Origin of the sequence: Leifsonia aquatica (assembly GCF_014190775.1) — a bacterium.
GTDB lineage: Bacteria > Actinomycetota > Actinomycetes > Actinomycetales > Microbacteriaceae > Leifsonia > Leifsonia aquatica.
Window position 1 is genome coordinate 690,612 of sequence record NZ_JACHVP010000001.1, and the last position, 23,976, is coordinate 714,587.

The window sequence follows — 23,976 nt, forward strand, 5'->3', positions numbered from 1 at the left end:
ACAGCGTAGCCTTCCGATTAATTCCGGCAAAGGGGCCGGAGGCCGGAGCGGCCCGTCACGAGCGAGCCGCCCCGGGCATGAGAGTGAAGGTTGCGTGAACCGTGACGATCGACAATCAGCCTGGTGTGCACCTCGGCCGCGATGGCGGCCTCGACGACGTGCGACTCCCCGCGGGAGCCGACACCGTCCAGCTCCTGACGCCGACGGGGGAGCGGCTGAGCGACGACCGGTACGACGCGTGGGTCTCCGACATCGGCCCCGACCAGCTGCTCGACCTCTACGAGGACATGGTGGTCATCCGCCGCATCGACGCGGAGGCCACCGCTCTCCAGCGTCAGGGCGAGCTCGGCCTCTGGCCGCCGCTGCTCGGCCAGGAGGCCTCCCAGATCGGCTCCGGACGCGCGCTGCGCTCCGACGACTTCGTCTTCTCCAGCTACCGCGAGCACGGCGTCGCCTACTGCCGTGGCGCCGGACTCGTCGATCTGCTGCGCGTGTGGCGCGGCACGGCGCAGAGCGGCTGGAACCCGTACGACATCAACATGGCGACCCCGCAGGTCATCATCGGCGCCCAGACGCTGCACGCGACGGGATACGCGCTCGGCATCCAGGCCGACGGCACCGACGCCGTCGCGGTCGCCTACTTCGGCGACGGCGCGACCAGCGAGGGCGACGTGAGCGAGGCCCTGATCTTCGCCGCGACCTACGCCGCCCCGGTCGTGTTCTTCTGTCAGAACAACCAGTACGCGATCTCCGAGCCGGTCGGGCTGCAGGCGCAGCGGCCGATCGCCGAGCGCGCCCCGGGGTTCGGCGTGCCGAGCATCCGCGTCGACGGCAACGACGTGCTCGCGGTGCTCGCGGCCTCCCGCGCCGCCCTCGACCGCGCCCGCTCGGGAGGCGGTCCGACGTTCATCGAGGCCGTCACCTACCGGATGGGCCCGCACACCACGGCGGACGACCCCACCCGCTACCGCGACCCGTCCGAGCTGGACGAGTGGCGCGGCCGTGACCCGATCTCCCGGGTCGAGGCGTACCTCGACGCCCAGGGCCGCCTCGACGAGGAGCGTCTCACGAGCATCCATGCCAAGGCCGACGCCGTGGCCGCGGAGATGCGCGCGGGCTGCCTCGCCCTGCGCGACCCGGAGCCGCTCACGGTCTTCGACAACGTCTACGCCGAGCCGCACACCGGGATCGCCCGTCAGCGCGACCACTACTCCCGCTACCTGCGCACGTTCGTCGGGGGTGACGGACGGTGACCACCCTCACGATGGCGAAGGCCATCAACGCCGGGCTGCGCAAGGCGCTCGCGGGCGACCCGCATGTGGTGCTGATGGGGGAGGACATCGGCACGCTCGGCGGCGTGTTCCGGGTGACCGACGGCCTCCAGACCGAGTTCGGCCCACGCCGGGTGATGGATTCGCCCCTGGCCGAGTCCGGCATCCTGGGCACCGCGGTCGGGATGGCGTACCGCGGCTATCGCCCGGTGGTCGAGATCCAGTTCGACGGGTTCGTCTACCCCGCGTTCGACCAGATCGTCAGCCAGGTGGCGCGCATGCACTACCGGACGGACGGCGCCGTGCGCATGCCGATTACGATCCGGGTGCCCTTTGCCGGCGGGATCGGCGCGGCCGAGCACCACTCCGATTCGCCCGAGGCGTACTTCGCCCACGCTGCCGGGCTGCGGGTGGTGAGCCCCTCCGATCCGCAGGACGCGTACACGCTGATCCAGCAGGCCATCGCCTCCGACGACCCCGTGCTCTACTTCGAGCCCAAGCGCCGCTACCACGCCAAGGGCGAGGTGGACGAGGCCGCCCCGTTGGCGGACGCGCGCCCGATGGGTACCGCACGCGTCATGGCGACCGGTGGCGACGTGACCCTGGTGACATACGGCGGCCTGGTGCAGCTGGCCCGGGATGCGGCCGTGGCGGCCGGCGACGAGGGGGTCTCCGTCGAGGTGATCGACCTGCGCTCGCTGTCGCCGCTCGACCTGGACACGGTCGTCGCCTCGGTGCGCAAGACCGGCCGGCTCGTGGTGACGCACGAGGCGGCGTTGTCCGGTGGGCTCGGGGCGGAGATCTCGGCGTCGATCACGGAGCGCTGCTTCTACGAGCTCGAGCACGCGCCCGTGCGCGTCACCGGGCACGACATCCCCTACCCGGCCGCCCGGCTGGAGTCGGCGCACCTGCCCGACCTCGACCGCATCCTGGACGGCATCGACCGCGTCATGGACCGGCCGAACTCGCTCTCGGGGGTGGAGGACTGATGGCGGTCAAGGATTTCGCCCTGCCGGATCTCGGCGAGGGCCTCACCGAGTCGGAACTGGTGAGCTGGAAGGTCGCGGTCGGCGACAGCGTCCACCTCAACCAGATCATCGCGGAGGTGGAGACGGCCAAGGCGCTCGTCGAGCTGCCCGCGCCGTACGACGGTCGCGTGTCGCGCCTCTATGTCGAACCGGGGGTGACGGTCGCGGTGGGGGAGCCGCTCGTCGCGTTCGAGGTGGCGGGAGCGGAGCCCGAGCCTGCGGGCGCTCCGGACGGCGCGGACGATCGCGCCGACGCGCCCGAGCCGACGCTGGTCGGCTACGGCGCGCGGCCCGATGCGACGACCCGGCCCGCACGTCGGGCGCGTCCCGGCCTGGCCCCGGTCGAACAGGCACGGGAGGCAGCGCCCGCAGCCGCGCAGGCGGCCACGGCGACGGCCCTGGCCGAGCGCCCCCGCGCCACCCCGCCGGTGCGCAAGCTGGCCCGCGAGCGCGGCATCGACCTCAGCGCCGTGACCGGGACCGGAGCGCGCGGCCTGATCACGCGTCAGGATCTCGACGCCGTGGCGACGGGAGGTCCGGCGACGGCGGGTGGATCGCACCGCCTTCCCGTGTCCGCGACGTCGACCGCTGCGGTGGACACTGGCCGCGGCGACGTGCGCATCCCGATCCGCGGGGTGCGCAAGGCGACGGCTGAGGCGATGGTGCGCAGCGCGTTCTCGGCGCCGCAGGCCACCGTGTTCCTCACGGTCGACGTGTCCGCGACGTCCGCGCTCGTCGAGCGCTTGCGCGCGCGCACCGCGGACGGCGAGGCCCGTCCCGGGCTCCTCACCGTGGTGGCGAAGGCCCTGTGCCTGGCGATCCGGCGCACTCCCGAGGTGAACGCGCGGTGGGACGACGATGCGCAGGAGATCGTGCAGTCGGGCGCCGTCCATCTCGGCATCGCCGCCGCAACGCCGCGCGGGCTGCTCGTCCCGGTCGTGCGGGATGCGGACCTGCTCCCGCTCGCCGACCTCGCCGGCGCGATCCGCACCCTCGCGGAGACGGCGCGCTCCGGCCGGACGGCTCCCGCCGACCTCTCCGGCAGCACCATCACGATCACGAACGTCGGTGTCTTCGGCGTCGACGCGGGCACGCCGATCGTGACGCCGGGGGAGGCCGCCATCCTGGCGCTGGGTGCGGTGCGCCGTCAGCCGTGGGAGCACGACGGCGGCATCGCGCTGCGCGACGTGCTCACGCTGGCGCTGTCGTTCGACCACCGGATCGTGGACGGTCAGCAGGCGTCGGTGCTGCTCGCCGACCTCGGTCGCATCCTGAGCGACCCGGCGTCGGTTCTCGCGTTCGTCTGATCGGAGGGGCGCGTCGCCGAGGAGGGGCGGCTACGCGTGCAGCGCCGCGTTGAGCTCCACGCCGGAGCCGGCGCGGCGCAGCACCTCGACGGCGCCGGAGACCGAGTTGCGGCGGAACAGCAGCCCGGGCACGCCGGAGAGCTCGACGGCCTTCACGGTCTGCGGGCGCCCGTCGGCAGTGGGGGCGGCGTCGACGACGACGACCTTGGTGCCGGCGGTGACGTACAGGCCCGCCTCGACGACCGAGTCGTCGCCGATGGAGATGCCGATGCCGGAGTTGGCGCCGAGCAGGGCGCGCTCGCCGATCGCGACGCGCTGGGTGCCGCCGCCGGAGAGGGTGCCCATGATGGACGCGCCGCCGCCGATGTCGGAGCCGTCGCCGACGACGACGCCCTGGGAGATGCGGCCCTCGACCATCGAGGAGCCGAGCGTCCCCGCGTTGAAGTTGACGAATCCCTCGTGCATCACGGTGGTGCCCGGCGCGAGGTGCGCTCCGAGGCGCACGCGCGACGCGTCCGCGATGCGCACGCGGTCGGGCGTGACGTAGTCGAGCAGGCGCGGGAACTTGTCGATGCCCGTGACGTGGATGCCGGCGCGCTGGAGCGCGGGACGCAAGCGGTCGAAGTCGGCCGGGAGCACCGGGCCGGCGTTCGTCCAGGTGACGATCGGCAGGTGGCCGAAGATCCCGTCGAGGTTCAGGGTGTTGGGCGCGACGAGGAGGTGCGAGAGCAGGTGCAGGCGCAGGTACGCGTCCGGGGTGGAGGCCGGTGCGGCGTCGAGGTCGATCTCGACCGTGACGGTGTCGATGCGCACGTTGCGGCGGGCGTCCTCGCCGGCCAGGGCCTCCAGCTCGGCCGGTGCGATCCAGGGCTCGCGGCCGGCCGGGATGCGGCCGAGCTGCGGCGACGGGAACCACGTGTCGAGGACGGTGCCGTCGCCGGCCACGGTCGCGAGTCCGTAGCCCCACGCGGTGCGGGAGGTGGCGGGCGCGGCGGACTCGTCAGCAATCTCGGAAGGCATGGCTCTAGATTAGTAGGGTGCCTCTCGACCTCACCGCCACCTCCACCGACCTCACCCGCCAGATCTGCGACATCGAGTCGGTGTCCGGAAACGAGAAGGAGCTCGCCGACGCGATCGAGGAGGCGCTCTCCGGTCTCGCGCACCTCGAGGTGATCCGCGACGGCGACACGATCGTCGCCCGCACGAACCTCGGTCGTGAGCGTCGCGCCCTGATCGCGGGGCACATCGACACCGTCCCGCTCAACGGCAACCTCCCGACGCGCTTCGAGACCGAGGGGGGCGTCACCTACCTCTGGGGGCGCGGCACCGTCGACATGAAGGCCGGCACAGCCGTGCAGCTGAAGCTCGCCGCCGAGCTCACCGACCCCGCGATCGACGTGACGTGGATGTGGTACGACCACGAAGAGGTCAACGCCGAGCTCAACGGGCTCAACCGGCTCTCCCGCAACCGCCCCGACCTCTTCACCGGCGACTTCGCCATCCTGGGCGAGCCCAGCAACGGTGTCGTCGAGGGCGGCTGCAACGGCAACCTCCGCGTCGAGGTGCGCACCTACGGCCTGCGCTCGCACTCGGCGCGCGGCTGGGTCGGCGACAACGCCATCCACAAGGCGGCGCCCATCCTCGACATCCTCGCCGCGTACCAGGCGCGGGAGGTGGAGGTCGACGGCCTCGTCTATCGCGAGGGCCTCAACGCGGTCGGCATCACCGGCGGCATCGCGGGCAACATCATCCCCGACGAGTGCATGGTGCACATCAACTACCGGTTCGCCCCCTCCCGCAGCTCGCAGGAGGCCATCGACCACATGCACGAGCTGTTCGGCGACTACGAGATCACCGTGGTCGACCGGGCCGACGGCGCCCGCCCCGGGCTCGACGCGCCCCTGGCGCAGGAGTTCGTCGCGGCCGTCGGCGGTGTCGCGAAGCCGAAGTACGGCTGGACCGACGTCGCTCGGTTCAGCGCGATGGGGATCCCCGCGGTCAACTACGGCCCCGGCGACCCGCTGAAGGCCCACGCCGACGACGAGCGCGTCGACGTCGAGCAGATCGTGGCCGTGGAGGCCGGACTCCGTGCCTGGCTCACCGGCTCCGGCGCCCGCTGACGAGGCCGCCGCGGTCCACTCCGCGGCGCAGCCCGGCTCATGGTGGACCCGCTGGTGGGTCCGGGTGCTCGCGATCTTCGTCGCGAGCAGGGTCTTCACGACCGTCGTCCTGCTGATCTTCGCGGCCAACCAGGGGCAGAACCCGTGGACGGGCCCGAAGCCCGACTACTTCTCGTTCGCGACCATCTGGGACGGGCTCTGGTACAACATCATCGCGGTGTCGGGCTATCCGGCGTCCTTGCCGACCGACGGCGTGCACGTCACCGAGAACGCCTGGGCGTTCATGCCCGTGTACCCGGGCGTCGTCGACGCCGTGATGTTCGTGACGCGGCTCTCTTGGGCGCCGGCAGCCGTCCTCGTGTCGGTCGTCTGCGCTGCCGGGGCCGCTCTCGTGCTGCATCGGTTGCTCCGGCGCGTCGGGCTGTCCGAGTCGACGACGCTCTTCGCCGTCGTGCTGTTCTGCGTCGCGCCGGTGTCCCCGCTCTTCCAGCTCGCGTACGCCGAGTCGTTGCAGCTCCTCCTGCTGGCCGTCGCCCTGCTCCTGCTCGTCGACCGCCGGTACGGCTGGTTGTTCCCGGTGACGCTCGTGATGGCCTTCACCCGGCCGAGCGGCCTCGCCTTCGCGCTCGCCCTGGGACTGCACGTCGTGTACCGCTGGGTGCGCCGCCGCGACGACCCCTTCCCGGTCCGCGAGCGGGTCCTGAGCGTGTCGCTGACGGTGTTCAGCGGCCTCGCGGGTCTCGCCTGGCCGGCGATCGCGGGTATCGCGACGGGGTCGTGGACGGCCTACACCGACACCGAGCTCGCCTGGCGCGCGGCGTACATCGGTTACCAGCACCTCGTCCCGTTCGCGGCGTGGTTCCAGGGGGCCGAGTGGTGGACGACCGTCATGCTCGGCCTGCCGGGCTGGATCGGCATCGTCGTGCTCGTCGTCATCGTCGCCCTGTACGCCGTGGTGCTCTTCTCGCCGGCGGTCCGGAAACTCGGTCCCGACCTGCTCTTCTGGGTGATCGCCTACTCGGTGTACCTCTTCGCGGTGTTCTTCCCGCAGTCGAGCACGTTCCGCCTCCTCATGCCGCTCTTCCCGCTGCTGGGCGCGCTGGCACTGCCGCGGAGCCGCGTCTACCGGGTCACGCTGGTCGTGCTGTTCCTGGCGATGCAGGTCGGCTGGATCGCGATCTGCTGGGGCGTCGACGGCGCGGATTGGTCGCCGCCGTGACCCGTGGCACCCGCTCGGGGTGGGTGCCGATTTCCACAGGTCGCCGCGGATGTCGGATAATAGGGGGACATCCACGAAAGGGGAGCTGCATGGCGGCCATGAAGCCGAGGACCGGGGACGGGCCAATGGAGGCTGTGAAGGAGGGACGGCTCATCATCGTGCGTGTCCCGCTCGAAGGTGGGGGGCGCCTGGTCGTCTCCGTCAACGACGCGGAAGCCAAAGAACTGCACGATGCTCTCGCGAGCGTCGTGAGTGCCTCCTGAACGAATAACACGTAACACGTCGAACGGACCCTGAATGCTCAGGGTCCGTTCGTAGTTTCTGGGATGTGTCTACGGCGCGAGCTTGGTCAGCTGCAGCAGGCCGTCGCCTGCGGGGGAGAGCGCGCTGATCACGGCCCCGGAGCGCGCGGTCTCGGTGATGAGGGTGCGGAAGCCGGTGGCGACGTCGTCGCGTGCAGCGGGATCGGCGACGCGGCCGCGCCACAGGGCGTGCGCGACCAGGACGGTGCCGCCCGGGCGCACGAGACGCAGACCGTGCTCCACGTACTCGATGACCGACTGCGGGTCGGCGTCGATGAAGACGATGTCGTAGGAGTTCTCGTTCATCCGGGGGAGTACGTCGAGCGCGCGGCCGGTGATGAGGCGCACGCGGTTCGATGCGACGCCGGCCTCGGTGAAGAAGGCGCGCGCGTGCTGCTGGTGGTCGAGCTCCTGGTCGATCGAGGTGAGCTGCGCGTTCGCGCCGCCGGTCAGCAGCCAGAGCCCGGACACCCCGACCCCGGTGCCGATCTCGACGATGTTCTCGGCGGCCGTCGCGGCCACCACGATGGCCGCCTGCGCGCCGGTGCTGGGGGCGATCGGCTCGACTCCCAGTTCCAGCGACTGCTGGCGCGCCCGCGCGATCACGTCGCTCTCGACGATCACGTCGTCGGAGAATCTCCAGTTCGAGTCCTTGTCTGACACAGTGCTCCTTGCCTCCGGTCCAGGATACGGCCCGCCGACCCAGCATCCGCGCAAGCCCGGCGCGATACTCTTGATGCGTGTTCGGACTGACCTTTGACAAGCTGCTCATCGTGGCGGTGATCGCGGCGTTCGTCATCGGTCCGGAACGCCTCCCGTTGTACGCCGGCAAGCTCGGCCAGTTCGTGCGCTCGTTGCGTGACTTCGCGAACGGCGCGAAGTCGCGGATGCGCGAGGAGATGGGCCCGGAGTTCGACGAGGTCGACTGGAAGAAGCTCGACCCGCGCCAGTACGACCCGCGCCGGATCATCCGCGAGGCCCTCCTGGAGGACGCCCCCGCCCCCACGAGCTCGATCAAGCCGGCGAGTCCCGCAGCGGCCGCCCAGCGCGCCCTCCCGGCCGGCGCCGTGCCGCCGTTCGACGCCGAATCCACCTAGCCCGCGTCGCGGCGGCCCGCGGGCCGCGCATCCAATACGATTCCGACATGATCGCATCGGAGCAGACGCTCACCCGGCCGACGGTCGCACGCTACGCCATCGGTTCGCTCGGCACCGGCGGCTTCTCCACGCTCCCCGGTCTCGTCCTCGTCTACTACCTGACGGACAGCCTCGGCGTCGCCGCACTGGTGGCGGGCGTCGTCGTGACCGTGGCCAAGGTGTGGGATGTCATCATCGACCCCGTCATCGGCGCCCGCAGCGACCGGATGCTCGCCGTACGCGGATCCCGCCGGGCGATGATGGTGCTCGGCGCGGCCACGCTTCCGGTGTTCTTCCTGCTGACGTTCGCGGTGCCGGCCGGGATGCCCGAGGGTGTCGCCGCGACCTGGGTCCTGATCGCCTTCGTACTGACCGCCACGTCGTTCAGCCTGTTCCAGGTGCCGTACATCGCGTTGCCCGCGGAGCTGGCCGGCGGGTACGACGAGCGGACGCGCCTCCTCACCTGGCGGGTGGTCGTTCTGACGTTCGCGATCCTGCTGTTCGGCGCAGGCGGACCGGCGCTCCGCTCGCTCGGCGGCTACCCGGTCATGGCGCTCATCGCCGGCGTCGTCATCGGCGGCGGGATGCTGATCTCGGCCTTCGTGGCGCCGCGGCACGCTCCGGCCGCGGTCGCCCCTCCCCGCGAGTCGGTGCTCGTGACACTGCGCACGAACTATGCGGCCGGCGTGCGCGTGCTGCGGGACAGCCAGCCGTTCCGGGCGCTGCTGCTCACGTTCCTGCTGCAGGGACTCGCCACCGGCCTCATGCTCGCCGGGGCGAACTACGTCGCGACCTGGGTGCTGCACTCCGAGGACGCCGTCACCTTCCTCTTCCTCGCCCTCATCGGACCGGCCCTCGTCGTCACGCCGCTGTGGGGCGTCGTCGCCCGGCGCGTCGGCAAGGAGCGCGGCTTCATCGCCGCGAGCGTGCTCTTCGGGCTCGCCGCCCTCTCGATGGTCGCCCTGCTCTGGGCGCCCGGAGCCTGGGTCTACCTCCCCGTGGCCGTGGCGGGTGCCGCCTACGCCGGCATGCAGTCCCTGCCCATGGCGATGCTGCCCGACGTGATCTCGCACGACGCGCGCCGCAACGGGCCGGGCCGCGCGGGGACGTTCGGCGGGATGTGGACCGCGGGCGAGACGACGGGGATGGCGCTGGGCGCGACCGTGCTCACCGTGGTGCTCGCCGTGACGGGCTACGTCGTGCGCTCCTCCGACCCCACCCAGTTCGTGGCCGGGGCGACGCAGCCCGCCCCGGCCGTCGCCGGCATCGTGCTCGCGTTCAGTGCGGTGCCCGCTGTCCTGCTCGCCCTCAGCCTCATCCCGCTCGGCCGCTACCGCCTCCGGAAGGACGACATCGATGGTCTCGTTTGACGCCAGGGCGGTCCTCGCCCGTCTCGCCGCCCTGCGCTCGGCCGACGCGCCGACGCACGGCGGCCACGTGCTCAGCTACGTGTACGACTCGGGCGTCGCCGAGATCGACGAGCTGGCCGCCGAGGCCATGCGGCTCGTGCAGCCGGTGAACGGCCTCGATCCGACGACCTTCACCTCCGTCGCCGTGATGGAGCGGGAGGTGATCGGCTTCGCGCGCGAGCTGCTCCACGGGGGCGACGACGTGGTCGGCTCGGTCACCTCGGGTGGCACCGAGTCGTGCCTCCTCGCGGTCAAGACCGCGCGGGAGGCGTGGCGCGCCGCGGGCGGGGAGGGCCGAGCGCGGCTCCTCGCGCCGGTCACGGTGCACGCCGCGTTCCAGAAGGCCGCCGAGTACTTCGACCTCGCGCTCGACCTGGTGCCCGTCGACCCGGAGACCGGCGTGATCGACCCGGACCGCCTCCTCGACCGCCTGGGTCCGGACGTCGCGCTCGTGGTCGTCTCCGCGCCCTCCTACCCGTTCGGCACGCTCGACCCGGTCGAGGTCGTCGCCGCCGCCTGCGAAGAGGCCGGCGTCGCCCTGCACGTCGACGGCTGCATCGGCGGCTGGATCCTGCCGTTCTGGCGCGGTGCCGACGGGGATGCCCTGCCGCTGTGGGACTTCCGCGTGCCGGGCGTCACGAGCATCTCGGCCGACCTCCACAAGTTCGGCTACGCGCCGAAGGGTGCGAGCGTGCTGCTCCAGCGCGGACGCGACCGCCAGCGCCTGCAGTACTTCGCCACGACCGGTTGGCCGGGCTATCCGGTCGTCAACCCGACGCTCCTCGGCTCCAAGTCCGCTGCGGCCCTGGCCGCATCGTGGGCGATCACCCAGGCCCTGGGTGCTCGCGGGCTGGCCGAGCTGGGCGAATCCTGCCTGCGCTCGACGGCCGCGATCGCGGACCTGATCGGCGACATCGAGGGACTGCGCGTGCTCGGCACGCCGACCGGGCCGCTGCTCGCGGTGACCAGCGACGACTCCGTGTCCGCCGACCGCCGCGTCGACCCGCATCACTGGGCCGACCGCGCCCGCCTGCGCGGCTGGCACCTCCAGCTGCAGCCCGGCCTGACACAGGAGGACGGCACGCACCTCCCGCACACGACCCACCTCACGATCACCCCGGTCACCGGCAGCCGTCTGGACGAGCTGGAGGCCGCCCTGCGCGCCTCCGCGGACGAGGTGCGCGGCGTGCCTCCGGTCGATCCGTCCGGCCTTCTCGGCGCGCTCCCGCCGGGGCTGGCCGACGGGCCGCTCGACTCCGACACGGCCGCAGCGGTGCTGCAGGCCGTGGGGATCGGCGGGGGAGGCGACGGGCGGCTCCCCGACGAGCAGGCTCCGCTGCTCGCTCTCATCGAGGCGCTGCCCCGCCCGCTCACCGAGCGCCTGCTGGTCGAACTGCTGGCCCGCATCGTCGAGCCGGTCTAGCCGCCGGGTCGCGCGCTACTTGAGACTCAGCCCGAGCTTGCGGCCCGACAGACCGCGCGCGCGGGTGGCGAGCCGTTCGGCGACGGCGCGGATCGCGGCCGCCGCGGGATCGGCGGGGTCGGTCACGACGATCGGCGCGCCCACGTCCCCGCCGGCGCGCAGCGGGATGCTGAGCGGCACGGAGGCCAGCAGCGGCACCTCCTCGTCCTGGCCTGCCGACAGGCGGCGGGCGACCTCCGCTCCGCCTCCGCTGCCGAAGAGGTCGAGGATGCTGCCGTCGGGCTGCACCAGGCCCGCCATGTTCTCGATCACGCCGACGACCTTCTGGCCGGTCTGCCGGGCGACGACGCCGCTGCGCTCGGCGACGTCGGCTGCGGCGGGCTGGGGAGTCGTCACCACCAGCACCTCCGCCTGGGGGAGCAGCTGCCCGACTGAGATGGCCACGTCTCCGGTGCCCGGCGGGAGGTCCAGGAGCAGGATGTCGAGGTCGCCGAAGAACACGTCGCCGAGGAACTGCTGGATGGTCCGGTGCAGCATCGGGCCGCGCCAGGCGACCGCCGCGGACGCGGAGTCGACGAACATCCCGATCGAGACGACCTTCACGCCGTAGGCGACGGGCGGGAGGATCATGTCGTCCACCCGGGTCGGCCGCGGCGCGACGCCGTTCTCGTCGGTCATCCCGAGCACGCCGGGGATCGAGAAGCCGTGCACGTCGGCGTCGACGATGCCGACGCGCAGCCCGCGCTCCGCGAGCGCCACCGCCAGGTTCGCGGTGACGGTGGATTTGCCCACGCCGCCCTTGCCGCTCGTGACGGCGTAGACGCGGGTGAGGGAGTCCGGGCCGAACTGAGCGGTCCGCTCGGCTTTGCCGCCGCGCAGGCGCTCCGTGAGGGCGCGGCGCTCGGCCGGGGTCATCACGGAGACGTCGACGGTCACGTCCGTCACCCCGGGGACGCTCGCGGTCGCGGCGCGCACGTCCCGCTCGATCGCGTCGGCGGCCGGGCAGCCGACGATCGTCAGCTTGATGCCGACCGTCGCGTGCCCGTCGGGGGCGACTTCCACCCCACCCACCATGTCCAGCTCGGTGATGGGCTTGCGGATCTCGGGGTCGAGCACGGCGGCCAGCGCACGCCCGACGGCGTCCGCCAGCTCAGGCACGGGTCGTCTCGCCTTCTTCCGCGTCCCGCTCCTCGAGGTCTTCGAGCAGGGCGCGCAGCTCGGCGCGGATGAAGTCCTTCGTCGCCATGTCCTTGACCGCGAGCCGCAGGGCGACGACCTCGCGGGCGAGGTACTCCGTGTCGGCCAGGTTGCGCTCGGCGCGCTGGCGGTCCTGCTCGATCTGCACACGGTCGCGGTCGTCCTGCCGGTTCTGGGCGAGCAGGATGAGCGGCGCGGCGTACGACGCCTGGAGCGACAGCACCAGGGTCAGGGCGATGAAGCCGAGCGCCGCGGAGTCGAACCGCCACGAGGTCGGGAGGAGGGTGTTCCACGCCATCCAGGCGACGACGAAGACGGTGAGGCCGAGGATGAACCACGGCGTCCCCATGGCGCGCGCGATCCACTCGGTGAACCGTCCGAAGCGGTCGCTCTGCTCGGCCCGCCCACGTCGCGACGACGACCCCAGGACGGGTGTGCGCAGACCTTTCGGCGCATCGAGACGGGTGTCCTGCTTACCTCGTGCCATTCGAACCCCTCCTTCCGTTCACGATCGGGATGCTGCCGGTCTCGTCGGACGAGGCCGTGCGTTTCACGGGCTCGTCCTCGTCTTGGCTCCGCCAGTCGTCGGGGAGCAGATAGTCGAGGATGTCGTCGATGGTCACCACCCCGACGAGTCGGTGCTTGTCGTCGACCACGGGGACCGAGACGAGGTTGTAGCTGGCCAGGATGCGCGAGACCTCGGCCGCGGAGGTGTCGGCGGTGACCGGCTCCAGGCTCGGGTCGAGCAGGGTGCCGAGACGCACGTGCGGCGGGTAGCGCAGCATCCGCTGGAAGTGCACGATGCCGAGGAACCGGCCGGTCGGCGACTCGTAGGGCGGCAGCGTCACGCAGACGGCGGCGCCGAGGGCGGGGGCGAGCTCGTGGCGGCGGATGAGCGCGAGGCCCTCGGCGACGGTGGCGTCGGCCGACACGATGATGGGCTCGGTCGTCATCAGACCGCCGGCGGTGTCGGGCGCGTAGCTGAGGAGCATGCGGACGTCCTCCGCCTCCTCCGGCTCCATCAGCTCCAGGAGGTGCTCGCCGCGCTCGTCGGAGAGCTGGGCGATGAGGTCGGCGGCGTCGTCCGGCTCCATCTGGTCGAGCACGTCGGCGGCGCGGTCGTCGTCGAGCTTGGTGAGGATCTGCACCTGCTCGCTCTCGGGCATCTCCTCGAGCACGTCGGCCAGGCGGTCGTCGGGGAGCTCCTCCGCCACCTCCAGCATCCGCTGGGGCGGAAGGTCGAGCAGCGTGTTCGCGAGGTCGGCCGGCTTCAGTTCGGAGTAGGTGGCGATCAGCTGCTCCGCCGACTGCGCCTCCCCGCCGCGGAGGCGCTCGCGCACCTCGTTCCACGACACGAACGTGGTCGGTCCCTTGCCGAACGGGGACGAACCCGTCTTGGGGCGACGCACGAAGAGCTGGCCGACCGCCCACTCGCCGGTGGGGGACTCCTCGATGGCGACGTCCTCGATGGTGGCTTCGCCGGTGCCGTCGGCGAAGTCGACCTTGCGGCCGAGGAGCTCCGCGATGACGCGCACCTCCCCGCCGCGCTGCTCGAACCGCCGCACGTTGATGAGGCCGGTGGTGATGATCTGGCCGGGGGAGATGCTGGTGACCCGTCCGATCGAGACGAAGACGCGGCGCTTGCCGGGGATCTCGACGATCAGTCCGACGACCGTCGGCGGATCCGATTTGCGGTAGACCACCAGCACGTCGCGCACGCGCCCGACCCGGTCGCCGACCGGGTCGAAGACGCTGGTCCCGGCCAGCCGGGCGACGAAGATCCTGGTGCTACTCACGTGTATAAACCTATGCCCTTCCCGCCGCAGGGGCCGTGAGAATGGAACAATGGGGCGATGAGCTCCCCAAGCCCTCTCGGCGGCCGCAACCGGATCCTGTTCCCGACCCTCCCGCGCGGTGAGGTGGTCGCGACCTTCGACAGCTATCCCGCCGCCCAGGAGGCGGTGGACGTGCTCGCCCGCGCCGACTTCCCGGTCGACAAGGTCTCCATCATCGGCAGCGATCTCAAGAGCGTCGAGCGCGTGACCGGCAAGCTCACCTGGGGGCGCGTCGCGCTCGCCGGTGCGGCCTCGGGCGCCTGGCTCGGCATCTTCTTCGGGCTGCTGCTCGTGATCTTCTCCCCGACGGTCAGCTTCGCCTTCGTGATCGCCGCCGTGCTCATCGGCGCCGGCTTCGGGATGCTCTTCGGCATCGTCTCGTACGCCATCAACCGGCGTCGCAAGGACTACACCTCGGTCATGCAGGTGATCGCCACGAGCTACTCGGTCCTGGTCGACGGCGACCTCGGCAACCGCGCGCGCAACCTGCTCGACGGGCGGCCGACGGAGCAGCCCCAGGCCGCCGCCGCGCACCCGAGCGACCCGCCGGCCGCCCCGCACCCCAGCGACCCGCCGAGCGCGTGGCAGCCGCCCGCGCCGCAGCCGCCGGTCGAGCCGGAGCCGCCGGTGGACGGCCCGGAGGACCCGACGGCGCCACCCGCTCCGCGGGCCTGATCCCCGGGGTGGCGGCGCGCCCTCGCGCGGGCGCATGATGGAGACGGCATCGCCGTCGACGTCGATGAGGACCGCATGGAAGCCGCAGACCCGGACCCGAACACCCGCACGACCCGCGACTCCGTCGCGCCCGCCCCGCGGCTGAGCGCGCCGTTCGACACCCTCGCCGCCCTGGCGGAGGACCTGGCCGGGCACTTCGCGCTCGGGCCGCTCCTGGAGCGCATCCTCCGCCACACCCTCGAGCTTCTCGGCTGCGACAGCGGGTCGATCTGCACCGTCGACGAGGCATCCGGCACCTACCGGAAGGATGCAGACCTCGGCGTCGGCTGCCGCTCGGGCGCGACGTTCCCGCTGGACGAGGGCGTGACCGGGGAAGTCGTCCGGGCGCGCGGGACCGTGGTGTTCGACGAGTACGCCCAAGTGCGCGGCGGGCACATCGACGGTGCCGACCGCGACCTGCTGCACGCCACGATCGGGGTGCCGATCCGCTGGAACGGCGCGATCATCGGCGCTCTGGTGGTCTTCAGCCGCGATCCGGGCCGCCGGTTCAGCGGTCCAGAGGCCCAGCTGATCGAGAGCTTCGCCGCCCACGCGGGCATCGCCATCACGAACGCCCGCCTGCACGCGGTCGCGGCGGAGCGGGCGCAGGAGGCCGCCGTCGCCACGGAGCGCGAGCGTGTCGTCCGCGACGTCCACGACACGGTCGGCCGCGGGCTCGCCGACATCCTGTTGCGATTGGACGAGGCCGAGCGGCGGACGGCCGCCGGCGAGGATCCGCGCGCGGCGCTGACCCAGGCCCGCCGCGCCGCGCGCTCGGCGCTGAGCGAGACGCAGCGGACGGTGCTCGGGCTCGGTCCCGAGCAGCTGGACGGCCGGTCGCTGGGCGAGGCGATCGGGCTCGAGCTGGCCTGGGCGGAGTCCGCCGCCGGACTGTCCACGCGTCTGGTCGTGGTGGGGGAGCCGGGTCCGCTCGCGCCCGAGACCGTGCGCCAGCTCTTCCGGATCGTGCAGGAGTCGCTGACCAACGTGGTCGAGCATGCCTCGGCGCGCCAGGTGCGCGTCGGGATCGTCTACGGGGAGCGCGAGGTGACCGCCCTCATCGAGGACGACGGGCGCGGCTTCGACGTCGGCGGCCTCGCGAAGGCGCCGAGCCGACCGCTCCGCGGGCTCGGCCTCCAGGGGCTCGCGGCACGGGCCGAGCACCTCGGCGGCAGCATCCACATCGAGTCGACGCCGCAGTGGGGCACGCGTGTGCGGGCGGAACTGCCGGTCGCCGCGGCCGCCCGGGAGCATGAGCACGCGCGCTGGCGGGTGCTCGTCGCCCACGCGAGCCCGCTCATCCGCTCCGGCCTGGTGCGGTCGCTCGCGCTCGCGGAACCGGACATCCAGGTCGTCGCCGAGGTCGCCGACGCGCAGTCGGCGGTGGAGGCGTACGACCTCCTGCGCCCGAACGTGGTGCTCGCCGATCTCGACCTCCCGCACGTGGACGGGGTGCAGCTGACCTCCTACCTGCGCGCGGCCGACGACGAGGCCCGGGTGGTGCTCCTGATCGGCTCGGTGGCCGACGACCGGCTGCTCGGCGGCACCCGGGTCGGCGCGGCCGGGTTCGTGGAGGCGACCGCCGACCCCGCCGCGATCGCGCGGACGGTCGTGGCGGCGGCGCGAGGCGACCTCCTCCTCAGCCCCGAGTTCCTCAGCCGGTTCGCCGTCTCGCTGACCGGAGGCGACGAACCTCTGACGGCGCGCGAGCGGGAGGTGCGGGCGCTCGTCGAGCAGGGGATGCCCGACAAGCAGATCGCGGCCACCCTGCACATCTCGGTCAAGACCGTCGAGAAGCACGTCGGCGCGCTGCTGCGCAAGACCGGCGCGGCGAACCGCACGGTCCTCGCTGCCCGCCGCTGACCGGTGCCCTCTGCGGGGAATCCCTACCGCCGGGATGGGGGAACTCCCCGTGTCGCCCGTCCGCGCCTGCTGCCTACCCTGAGCGTGGAACGAGGAGGATCCCATGCCTGTCGTGTCGTTGAAGGAGATCGTCGACCGGGCGTTCGCGGAGCGCTACGGCGTCCCCGCCATCAACATCGTCAACGATCTGACGCTGGAGGCGGTCCTCGCGGGAGCAGTGGAGGCGCGCTCGCCGGTGATCGTGCAGACCTCGGTCAAGACCGTCAAGTCGATCGGCTCCGACGTGCTCTTCGCGATGTGGGAGGCGATGACCGCCGGCATCGAGGTGCCGGTCACGCTCCACCTCGACCACTGCCCGGAGCGCGCCGTCATCACCGAGTGCCTCGACCGCGGCTGGAACTCGGTGCTCTTCGACGCCTCCACGCTGACCGTCGAGGAGAACCAGCGGCAGACCGTCGAGGTCGTCGCCGAGGCCCGTCGGCACGGCGCCCACGTCGAGGGGGAGATCGAGGCGATCAAGGGGGTCGAGGACGGCATCGGCGCCGACACCGAGCCGCAGCGGCAGACCCTGGAGACGGCGGTCGCCTTCATCGAGGAGACCGGGGTCGACGTGTTCGCGCCGTCGATCGGCAACGCGCACGGCGTCTACTCCGCGACGCCCGCGCTCGACTTCCAGCGGGTGACCGACCTGGTGGAGCGGACGAGGGTGCCGATCGCCCTGCACGGCGGCAGCGGGATGACCGACGAGCAGTTCCGCGACCTCATCGCGCGCGGCTGCGCCAAGGTCAACATCTCGACGGCGCTCAAGATCGAGTTCATGCGGTCGAGCCTCGCTTTCCTCAAGGGGGCGGAGGAGGCCGACAAATGGGATCCGCCGTCGCTCTTCCGCGACGTGCGCGGGCACATCGTCGACCTGACCACCGGCCTCGCGGCCACCTTCGGCAGCGCGGGACGGGCGTGGTGACGCCGTGCCGGCGCTGATCTTCGACTGCGACGGCGTGCTCGCCGACACCGAGCGCAACGGGCACCTGCCGGCGTTCAACCGCACGTTCGCCGAGTTCGGCGTGCCGGTGCGGTGGAGCGACGACGACTACCGCGAGAAGGTGCTGATCGGCGGCGGCAAGGAGCGGATGGCGAGCATCCTGACCCCGGAGTTCGTCGCCGCGAACGGTCTGCCGTCCGATGCGGACGGCCAGCGCGACCTCCTGGCTCAGTGGCACAAGCGGAAGACGGCCATCTACACGGAACTGGTCGCGTCGGGCGCGCTGCCCGGCCGCCCGGGAATCCGCCGGATCGTCGAGGCGGCGCGAGGGGCCGGCTGGACGCTCGCCGTCGCCTCCACCTCGGCGGAGCCCTCGGTCCGCGCCGTGCTCGAGCACGCGGTCGGCGACGAGCTCGCGAGCGGCTTCGCCGTCTTCGCGGGCGACATCGTCCCGCACAAGAAGCCGGCGCCCGACATCTACCTGCTCACCCTCGACCGCCTCGGGCTCGCCGCGGACGACGCGGTGGTGATCGAGGACAGCGGCAACGGCGTGCGCGCGGCGGTCGACGCGGGACTGCGGGTCGTCGTCACCGTCAGCGCCTACACGGTCGACGAGGACTTCTCCGGCGCGTCGCTCGTGGTGAGCTCGCTCGGCGATCCGGGAGAGCCGGCCGAGGTGATCGCCGCGCCGGCCGGCGTCGTCCCGCAGCAGCTGGTGACCCTGGACGACCTCGCCGCCGTGCTCGCGCGGCCGCGACCCTGACCGGCACACCCGAACCCGACACATCCCGAAGGAGCAGCCATGACCCAGAGCTTCGACGACACGGAGTTCGTCGTCCGCACGATCGCGCAGACGGCGGTCGACAACGAGCGGGAGTTCGGCGACCTCGATTCGGTCGTCGGCGACGGCGACTTCGGCTTCTCGCTCGCGCGCGGCTTCGAGATCGTGCTCGCCGACTGGGACTCCTACGACCGCGCCGACATCGGCACCTTCCTGCAGAAGATCGCGGTCGCCATCACGAGCCGCATCGGCGGGACGTCGGGGCCGATCTGGGGGACCGCGTTCCTCCGTGCCGCGACCGTCGCCAAGGGCAAGGACACGCTGACCGGCGACGACGTGGTCGCGATGCTCCACGCGGCGATCGACGGGATCAAGGCCCGCGGGAACGCCGACGTGGGCGACAAGACCCTGCTCGACGCACTCGTCCCGATGACCGACGCGATCGAAGCCCGGCTCGCCGCGGGCGGGAGCAGCGACGAGATCGTCGCCGTCGCCGCCGAGTCGGCCCGCACCGCCGCCGACGCCACCGTCACCATGCAGGCCAAGCGCGGCCGGGCCGCGTACACGGGCGAGCGCAGCATCGGCTCGCCCGACCCCGGCGCCGTCGCGGTCGCCGTCATCCTCGAGCGGCTCGCCCCGGCCTGGCCGGACCGGCCTCGCGAATCCTGAACCCATCCGAACCCGAACACCCGAACTGGAGAGCGCCATGAAGAAGTTCGTCAACGACCCGCAGAAGTACGTCCCCGACATGCTCAAGGGCATCGCCCTCGCCAACCCCGACACGCTGCGCTACGTGCCGGAGTACAACCTGATCATGCGCGCCGACGCCCCGAACGACGGCAAGGTCTCGATCATCCAGGGCTCCGGCTCCGGGCACGAGCCCGCCCACGTGCTGACCGTCGGCCGCGGGATGCTCGACGGCGCCTGCCCCGGGGACGTGTTCGCCGCTCCGCCGATGGACTACGTCTACGAGACGACCAAGCTGCTGGCGTCGCCGAAGGGCGTGCTGCTGCTGGTCAACAACTACACCGGCGACCGGATGGCGTTCGACATGGCCCAGGAGATGAGCCTCGCCGACGGCGTGACGGTCAGGACCCTGTTCATCGACGACGACGTCTCCGTCCAGGACTCCACCTACACCGTCGGCCGGCGCGGCGTCGCGGGCAACTTCTTCGTCATGAAGGCGGTCGGCGCGGCGAGCGAGGCCGGGGCCGACCTCGACGAGGTCGTCCGGATCGGCGAGAAGGTCAATTCCGTGACGCGCACGATGGGTCTCGCGCTCACCGCGTGCACCCCGCCGGCCAAGGGCTCGCCGCTGTTCGAGCTGGGGGACGACGAGATCGAGATCGGCGTGGGCATCCACGGCGAGCCGGGACGCCGCCGCGCGAAGATCGAACCGTCGGACGCCCTCGTGGACGAGCTGCTCGAGCCCGTCGTGGCCGATCTGCCGTTCGAGCGCGGCGACCGCGTCGCCCTCATGGTGAACGGACTCGGCGGCACACCGATCAGCGAGCTCTACATCGCCTACGGCCACGCCCACGAGTCGCTCGCGGCCAAGGGCATCACGGTGGGCCGCAGCTATGTCGGCGAGTACTGCACGTCGCTCGACATGGCCGGCGCCTCGATCACGCTCGTCCGGCTCGACGACGAGATCGAGTCGCTGCTCGCCGCCCCAGCGGAGATCGGCCTGCGGATCTTCTGACGCCCGGCGCCCGAGTCCCGGGCGTCAGAACGAGCGGAGCGGCCGGCTCAGCGTGCGCCGAGCCGGCCCATCCACTCCTCGACGTCGTCCGCGGTGCGCGGGATGGCGAGCGACAGGTTCTCGGCGCCGTCGGCGGTGACGAGGATGTTGTCCTCGATCCGCACGCCGATCCCGCGGAACCGCTCGGGCACGGTCAGGTCGTCGGGCTGGAAGTACAGCCCGGGCTCGATCGTGAAGGTCATGCCCGGCTCCAGGACGCCGTCCATGTACAGCTCGCGCCGCGCCTGCGCGCAGTCGTGCACGTCGAGTCCCAGGTGGTGGCTCGTGCCGTGCACCATGTAGCGGCGGTGCTGCTGGTTCTCGGGTTCCAGGGCCTCCTCCGCGCTGACCGGGAGGAGCCCCCACTCGGCGGTGCGGCGGGCGATGACGCCCATCGCGGTCGCGTGGATCTCACGGAAGCGGATCCCGGGGCGGACGATGGCGAACGCGGCGTCCGCGGCCTCCCGCACCGTCTCGTAGACCAGGCGCTGGGTCTCGGTGAACGTGCCGCCGACCGGCAGCGTCCGCGTGATGTCCGCTGTGTAGTAGCTGTCCAGTTCCACGCCCGCGTCGAGCAGGATGAGGTCGCCGGGGACCACCGGACCGTCGTTGCGCGTCCAGTGCAGGATGCAGGCGTGCGGCCCGCTCGCCGCGATCGTGTCGTACCCGACCGCGTTGCCGTCCGCCCGCGCGCGCCCGTTGAAGACGCCCTCGACGAGGCGCTCGCCGCGCGGGTGCGCGACGATGCGGGGGAGGTCGGCGATCACATCGTCGAAGCCGCGCGCGGTGGCGGCGACGGCGGCGCGCAGCTCACCGATCTCGTAGTCGTCCTTGACGAGCCGCAGCTCGGAGAGCTCGCGGGCGAGCCGGTCGTCTTCGGTGTGGTCCTCCGGGTCGGCGTCCTCCGCCAGCACGAGGCGCGCGGTGTCGACACGGTCGGTGAGGTCGGGGTCGGCCTCACGCAGGACCACCGTCCGGCCGTCGACGGCGTCGAGCACGGCGGCGACGTCGCCGATCCCGCGCGTCGGGAGGTCGAGGTCGCTCGCGACCTGCCCGAGCGAGGGACGCGGGCCGATCCAGAACTCCCCGATCTCGGGGTTCGCGTAGAACTCGTCGGAGTCGCGGCCGGCGCGCTCCCGGAAGTACAGGGTGGCCTCGTGTCCGGACGCGGTGGGCTCCAGCACCAGCACGCTGCCGGGCTCCGAGTCCGAGCCCCACCCGGTGAGGTGGGTGAACGCGGAGTGGGCGCGGAACGCGTAGTCGGTGTCGTTGGAACGCTGCTTGAGGCGGCCGGCCGGGATGATGACGCGCTGACCGCGGAAGAGCTCCGACACGCGCTCCCTGCGCCGGGCGGCGAAGGCGGCCTGCTCGCGTGCTCCCGGGAGCACCTCCGGCCGTTCCGCCCAGCCGCTGCCGATGAACTCCTTGAAAGCGGCGGAGCCCGGTGTGGTCGAGCGGTTCGCGGTGGCGCGCGGGGCCTCTTCGGTCTCGGCGGGGGACGGAGTGGACTGCTGGGACGACATGGCGACCATTCTCCCACTCCTAGGATGGAGTGCATGGCTGATGAGCGACGGTTCCGCGGTCCCGTCGACCTCCACACGCACTCGAGCGTGTCGGACGGGACGGAGACCCCTGCGGAGCTCGTGCACGCCGCGGCCCGCGCCGGTCTCGGCACGGTCGCCCTCACCGACCACGACTCCACCGCGGGCTGGGCCGAGGCGGCCGTCGCGGGCGCCGAGGCCGGGATCACCGTCATCCCGGGCATGGAGCTGAGCACGCGGATCGAGTTCGCCAGCGTCCACATGCTCGGCTACCTCTTCGACCCGACGAACCCTGCCCTCGTCGCCGAGACGCAGCGCATCCGCGACGGCCGGATGCGGCGCGCGGAGGACATGGTGCGCCGCATCGGCGAGGACTACGACATCACCTGGGCCGACGTGATGGCCCAGGCCACCGAGGGCGCCACGGTCGGCCGCCCGCACATCGCCGACGCCCTCGTCGCCCGCGGTCTCGCCGTCGACCGCAGCGCGGCCTTCGCGGGCATCCTGCACTGGCGCAGCGGGTACTTCCAGCCGCATTACGCCCCCGAACCGCTGACGGGCGTGCGGTTGATCCGGGAGGCCGGGGGCATCCCGGTGCTCGCGCATCCCGCGACGGGAGGTCTCGGCCGGGTGATACCGGAAGACCGCCTGCGCCGCCTGGTCGATGCCGGGCTCTTCGGGTTCGAGGTCGATCACCGCGAGAACACGGAGGACGGCAAGGCGCGCCTGCGCGAGCTGGCCGCACGCTACGGCCTCGCCCTCACCGGCTCCAGCGACTACCACGGGGCGGGCAAACCGAACCGGCTGGGGGAGAACACCACCGATCCTGCGGTCCTCGACCGGATGATCGAAGAAGCGACAGGCGCGGCGCCCTTCTACGCTCCGTGACCAGGTGCGCTTAGCCTGGACCGCGGGGGACGGAAAGGCGAGGTGCTCGGGTGAGACGGATGTGGACGGCTTCTGCTGCGGCGACGGCGCTGATCGGCGCGCTCGTGCTGGCGGGAGGAGCGGCACCGGCCGCCGCCGACACGTCCTACCCCTCATGGGACGACGTGCAGGCCGCGAAGGCCAACGCCACGGCCGCCCAGGCCGAGGTGGACCGCATCAACGCGCTGCTCGCCGGGCTGCAGACCGCGGCCAACGCGGCCGGCGACCTGGCCATCAAGCGTGCCGGGGAGTACGGCGCGGCCGAGACCGCGCTGAAAGCGGCCACGCAGAAGGCCGACGACCTGTCGGCGCAGGCGACGGCCGCGACGGCCCAGGCCGACACCCTGCGCACGCAGAGCGGCACCCTCGCTTCGCAGCTGGTGCGCGCCGGCGGCTCGAACGTCACCCTCCGCCTCTTCCTCGGCAGCAGCACGACCCATCAGAAGTCGCTGCTCTACGAACTCGGCGCGGTGTCCAAGCTCACCCAGCGCTCTACGGCGCTCCTCGCCGCGGCCGACCAGCAGAAGAACGTCGCCGCCGCGCTCAGCACCCAGGCCGCGGCGGCGGAGACCGTGCGCACGAAGCTCGATGCCGACGCCAAGAAGGCGTACCAGACCGCCAAGGACGCCGAGGCGGCGGCCGAGGCCGAACTCGCCGACCAGAAGTCGCACGCGAACACCCTCTACTCCCAGCTCGCGACGCTGAAGAACACCGAGGCCTCGGTCGAGCAGAGCTATGCGGCGGGGGAGGCGGCGAAGGCTGCCGCCGAAGCCGCGGCGAATCCCGGGGGCGGCTCCGACGGCTTCGCGCCGCCGCCGGGCATGGTCGTCGACCCGGCCGCCGCGCAGGCGTACGCGTCGAGCCGCCTCGCCGCCTACGGCTGGGGCCAGGACCAGATGGGATGCCTGATCAAGCTGTGGAACCACGAGTCGGGCTGGCGCGCGGACGCGTACAACTCGTCGAGCGGCGCCTACGGCATCCCGCAGTCGTGGCCGGGCAGCAAGATGGCGTCGGCCGGGGCCGACTGGATGACGAATCAGAACACCCAGGTGAACTGGGGGCTGGATTACATCAACCGGGCCTACGGATCGCCCTGCGCCGCCTGGAACTTCGAGATGAGCCACGACCCCAACTGGTACTGAGCCGTAGCGGCCCGAGTCGACGCTGGGCCGGCGGGTCG

General features: G+C 72.2%; 23 protein-coding genes. 17 read left to right on the forward strand and 6 right to left on the reverse strand.

Features of this window, described 5'->3' with window-relative positions; all coding sequences use genetic code 11:
- The first annotated feature begins 125 nt into the window (after positions 1–125).
- From pdhA to FHX33_RS03300, 3 genes are read left to right on the forward strand one after another with little or no spacing between them, the layout of a single operon-like run.
- On the forward strand, positions 126–1,253 hold the full coding sequence (gene pdhA, locus FHX33_RS03290; protein WP_021764743.1) for a pyruvate dehydrogenase (acetyl-transferring) E1 component subunit alpha: 1,128 nt from the start codon (positions 126–128) through the stop codon (positions 1,251–1,253).
- Positions 1,250–2,260 carry an alpha-ketoacid dehydrogenase subunit beta gene (locus tag FHX33_RS03295; RefSeq protein ID WP_021764744.1) on the forward strand — a complete coding sequence of 337 codons (1,011 nt, stop codon included), beginning with the start codon at positions 1,250–1,252 and terminating at the stop codon, positions 2,258–2,260. The genes pdhA and FHX33_RS03295 overlap by 4 nt, the downstream gene beginning before the upstream one ends.
- Entirely contained in the window at positions 2,260–3,606 is a 1,347-nt protein-coding gene (locus FHX33_RS03300; protein WP_183428157.1) for a dihydrolipoamide acetyltransferase family protein, read from the forward strand. Before FHX33_RS03295 ends, FHX33_RS03300 begins: the two co-directional genes overlap by 1 nt.
- 30 nt (positions 3,607–3,636) lie before the next feature.
- Here FHX33_RS03300 and dapD read toward each other — a convergent pair whose 3' ends face one another.
- Entirely contained in the window at positions 3,637–4,626 is a 990-nt protein-coding gene (gene dapD, locus FHX33_RS03305; RefSeq protein WP_021764144.1) for a 2,3,4,5-tetrahydropyridine-2,6-dicarboxylate N-succinyltransferase, read from the reverse strand.
- A 17-nt stretch (positions 4,627–4,643) separates the two neighbouring features.
- Here dapD and dapE point away from each other — a divergent pair, with 17 nt between their 5' ends.
- The 3 genes from dapE (at position 4,644) to FHX33_RS03320 (ending at position 7,208) form a co-directional block, all read left to right on the forward strand.
- Positions 4,644–5,726 (forward strand): succinyl-diaminopimelate desuccinylase, encoded by a 1,083-nt coding sequence (gene dapE / locus FHX33_RS03310; protein ID WP_021764145.1) that lies wholly within the window; start codon positions 4,644–4,646, stop codon positions 5,724–5,726.
- Complete coding sequence (locus FHX33_RS03315; protein ID WP_021764146.1) at positions 5,695–6,945, forward strand: hypothetical protein; 1,251 nt, start codon at positions 5,695–5,697, stop codon at positions 6,943–6,945. Before dapE ends, FHX33_RS03315 begins: the two co-directional genes overlap by 32 nt.
- Before the next feature lie 89 nt (positions 6,946–7,034).
- Positions 7,035–7,208: a DUF3117 domain-containing protein gene (locus FHX33_RS03320; protein ID WP_021764147.1), complete on the forward strand. Its 174-nt coding sequence runs from the start codon at positions 7,035–7,037 to the stop codon at positions 7,206–7,208.
- Between the two features lie 69 nt (positions 7,209–7,277).
- Here the strand turns inward: FHX33_RS03320 and FHX33_RS03325 are convergent, their stop codons facing one another.
- Complete coding sequence (locus FHX33_RS03325; RefSeq protein WP_021764148.1) at positions 7,278–7,910, reverse strand: O-methyltransferase; 633 nt, start codon at positions 7,908–7,910, stop codon at positions 7,278–7,280.
- 77 nt (positions 7,911–7,987) lie between these two features.
- Here FHX33_RS03325 and FHX33_RS03330 point away from each other — a divergent pair, with 77 nt between their 5' ends.
- From FHX33_RS03330 to FHX33_RS03340, 3 genes are read left to right on the forward strand one after another with little or no spacing between them, the layout of a single operon-like run.
- Positions 7,988–8,344, forward strand: a complete 357-nt coding sequence (locus FHX33_RS03330) for a twin-arginine translocase TatA/TatE family subunit (RefSeq protein WP_183428158.1) — start codon at positions 7,988–7,990, stop codon at positions 8,342–8,344.
- 47 nt (positions 8,345–8,391) lie between these two features.
- Positions 8,392–9,753, forward strand: coding sequence for an MFS transporter (locus FHX33_RS03335; RefSeq protein WP_021755806.1), 1,362 nt, complete (start codon positions 8,392–8,394; stop codon positions 9,751–9,753).
- Positions 9,740–11,215 carry a pyridoxal phosphate-dependent decarboxylase family protein gene (locus tag FHX33_RS03340; protein WP_183428159.1) on the forward strand — a complete coding sequence of 492 codons (1,476 nt, stop codon included), beginning with the start codon at positions 9,740–9,742 and terminating at the stop codon, positions 11,213–11,215. The genes FHX33_RS03335 and FHX33_RS03340 overlap by 14 nt, the downstream gene beginning before the upstream one ends.
- 15 nt (positions 11,216–11,230) lie before the next feature.
- Here FHX33_RS03340 and FHX33_RS03345 read toward each other — a convergent pair whose 3' ends face one another.
- Genes FHX33_RS03345 through FHX33_RS03355 form a run of 3 tightly spaced genes read right to left on the reverse strand, consistent with a single transcriptional unit; the run spans position 11,231 to position 14,208 of the window.
- Positions 11,231–12,373 carry a P-loop NTPase gene (locus FHX33_RS03345; RefSeq protein WP_183428160.1) on the reverse strand — a complete coding sequence of 381 codons (1,143 nt, stop codon included), beginning with the start codon at positions 12,371–12,373 and terminating at the stop codon, positions 11,231–11,233.
- Positions 12,366–12,899 carry a DUF1003 domain-containing protein gene (locus FHX33_RS03350; protein ID WP_039923341.1) on the reverse strand — a complete coding sequence of 178 codons (534 nt, stop codon included), beginning with the start codon at positions 12,897–12,899 and terminating at the stop codon, positions 12,366–12,368. The genes FHX33_RS03345 and FHX33_RS03350 overlap by 8 nt, the downstream gene beginning before the upstream one ends.
- A complete protein-coding gene (locus tag FHX33_RS03355; RefSeq protein ID WP_021764483.1) occupies positions 12,886–14,208 on the reverse strand; it encodes a magnesium transporter MgtE N-terminal domain-containing protein in 1,323 nt (440 codons plus the stop codon). Before FHX33_RS03355 ends, FHX33_RS03350 begins: the two co-directional genes overlap by 14 nt.
- Before the next feature lie 57 nt (positions 14,209–14,265).
- Here FHX33_RS03355 and FHX33_RS03360 point away from each other — a divergent pair, with 57 nt between their 5' ends.
- The 6 genes from FHX33_RS03360 (at position 14,266) to dhaK (ending at position 20,289) form a co-directional block, all read left to right on the forward strand.
- Entirely contained in the window at positions 14,266–14,922 is a 657-nt protein-coding gene (locus FHX33_RS03360; RefSeq protein ID WP_183428161.1) for a YflT domain-containing protein, read from the forward strand.
- Between the two features lie 75 nt (positions 14,923–14,997).
- Positions 14,998–16,824, forward strand: a complete 1,827-nt coding sequence (locus FHX33_RS03365; protein WP_183428162.1) for a hybrid sensor histidine kinase/response regulator transcription factor — start codon at positions 14,998–15,000, stop codon at positions 16,822–16,824.
- Between the two features lie 103 nt (positions 16,825–16,927).
- Positions 16,928–17,788: a class II fructose-bisphosphate aldolase gene (locus FHX33_RS03370; protein WP_021764702.1), complete on the forward strand. Its 861-nt coding sequence runs from the start codon at positions 16,928–16,930 to the stop codon at positions 17,786–17,788.
- 4 nt (positions 17,789–17,792) lie between these two features.
- Positions 17,793–18,569: an HAD-IA family hydrolase gene (locus FHX33_RS03375; RefSeq protein ID WP_183428163.1), complete on the forward strand. Its 777-nt coding sequence runs from the start codon at positions 17,793–17,795 to the stop codon at positions 18,567–18,569.
- 39 nt (positions 18,570–18,608) lie between these two features.
- A complete protein-coding gene (gene dhaL / locus FHX33_RS03380) occupies positions 18,609–19,256 on the forward strand; it encodes a dihydroxyacetone kinase subunit DhaL (protein ID WP_183428164.1) in 648 nt (215 codons plus the stop codon).
- A 37-nt stretch (positions 19,257–19,293) separates the two neighbouring features.
- Positions 19,294–20,289, forward strand: coding sequence for a dihydroxyacetone kinase subunit DhaK (gene dhaK / locus FHX33_RS03385; protein ID WP_021764066.1), 996 nt, complete (start codon positions 19,294–19,296; stop codon positions 20,287–20,289).
- Between the two features lie 47 nt (positions 20,290–20,336).
- Here dhaK and FHX33_RS03390 read toward each other — a convergent pair whose 3' ends face one another.
- Positions 20,337–21,860: an aminopeptidase P family protein gene (locus tag FHX33_RS03390; protein ID WP_021764065.1), complete on the reverse strand. Its 1,524-nt coding sequence runs from the start codon at positions 21,858–21,860 to the stop codon at positions 20,337–20,339.
- 24 nt (positions 21,861–21,884) lie between these two features.
- On the opposite strand from FHX33_RS03390, the gene FHX33_RS03395 reads away from it, so the two are divergent.
- Together FHX33_RS03395 and FHX33_RS03400 are read left to right on the forward strand one after the other, a co-directional pair.
- The gene (locus FHX33_RS03395) at positions 21,885–22,757 is read left to right on the forward strand and encodes a PHP domain-containing protein (protein WP_039923014.1); all 873 of its coding nucleotides are present in this window, start codon (positions 21,885–21,887) and stop codon (positions 22,755–22,757) included.
- A gap of 59 nt (positions 22,758–22,816) precedes the next feature.
- Positions 22,817–23,938 (forward strand): aggregation-promoting factor C-terminal-like domain-containing protein, encoded by a 1,122-nt coding sequence (locus tag FHX33_RS03400; protein WP_021764063.1) that lies wholly within the window; start codon positions 22,817–22,819, stop codon positions 23,936–23,938.
- Positions 23,939–23,976: the final 38 nt, after the last annotated feature.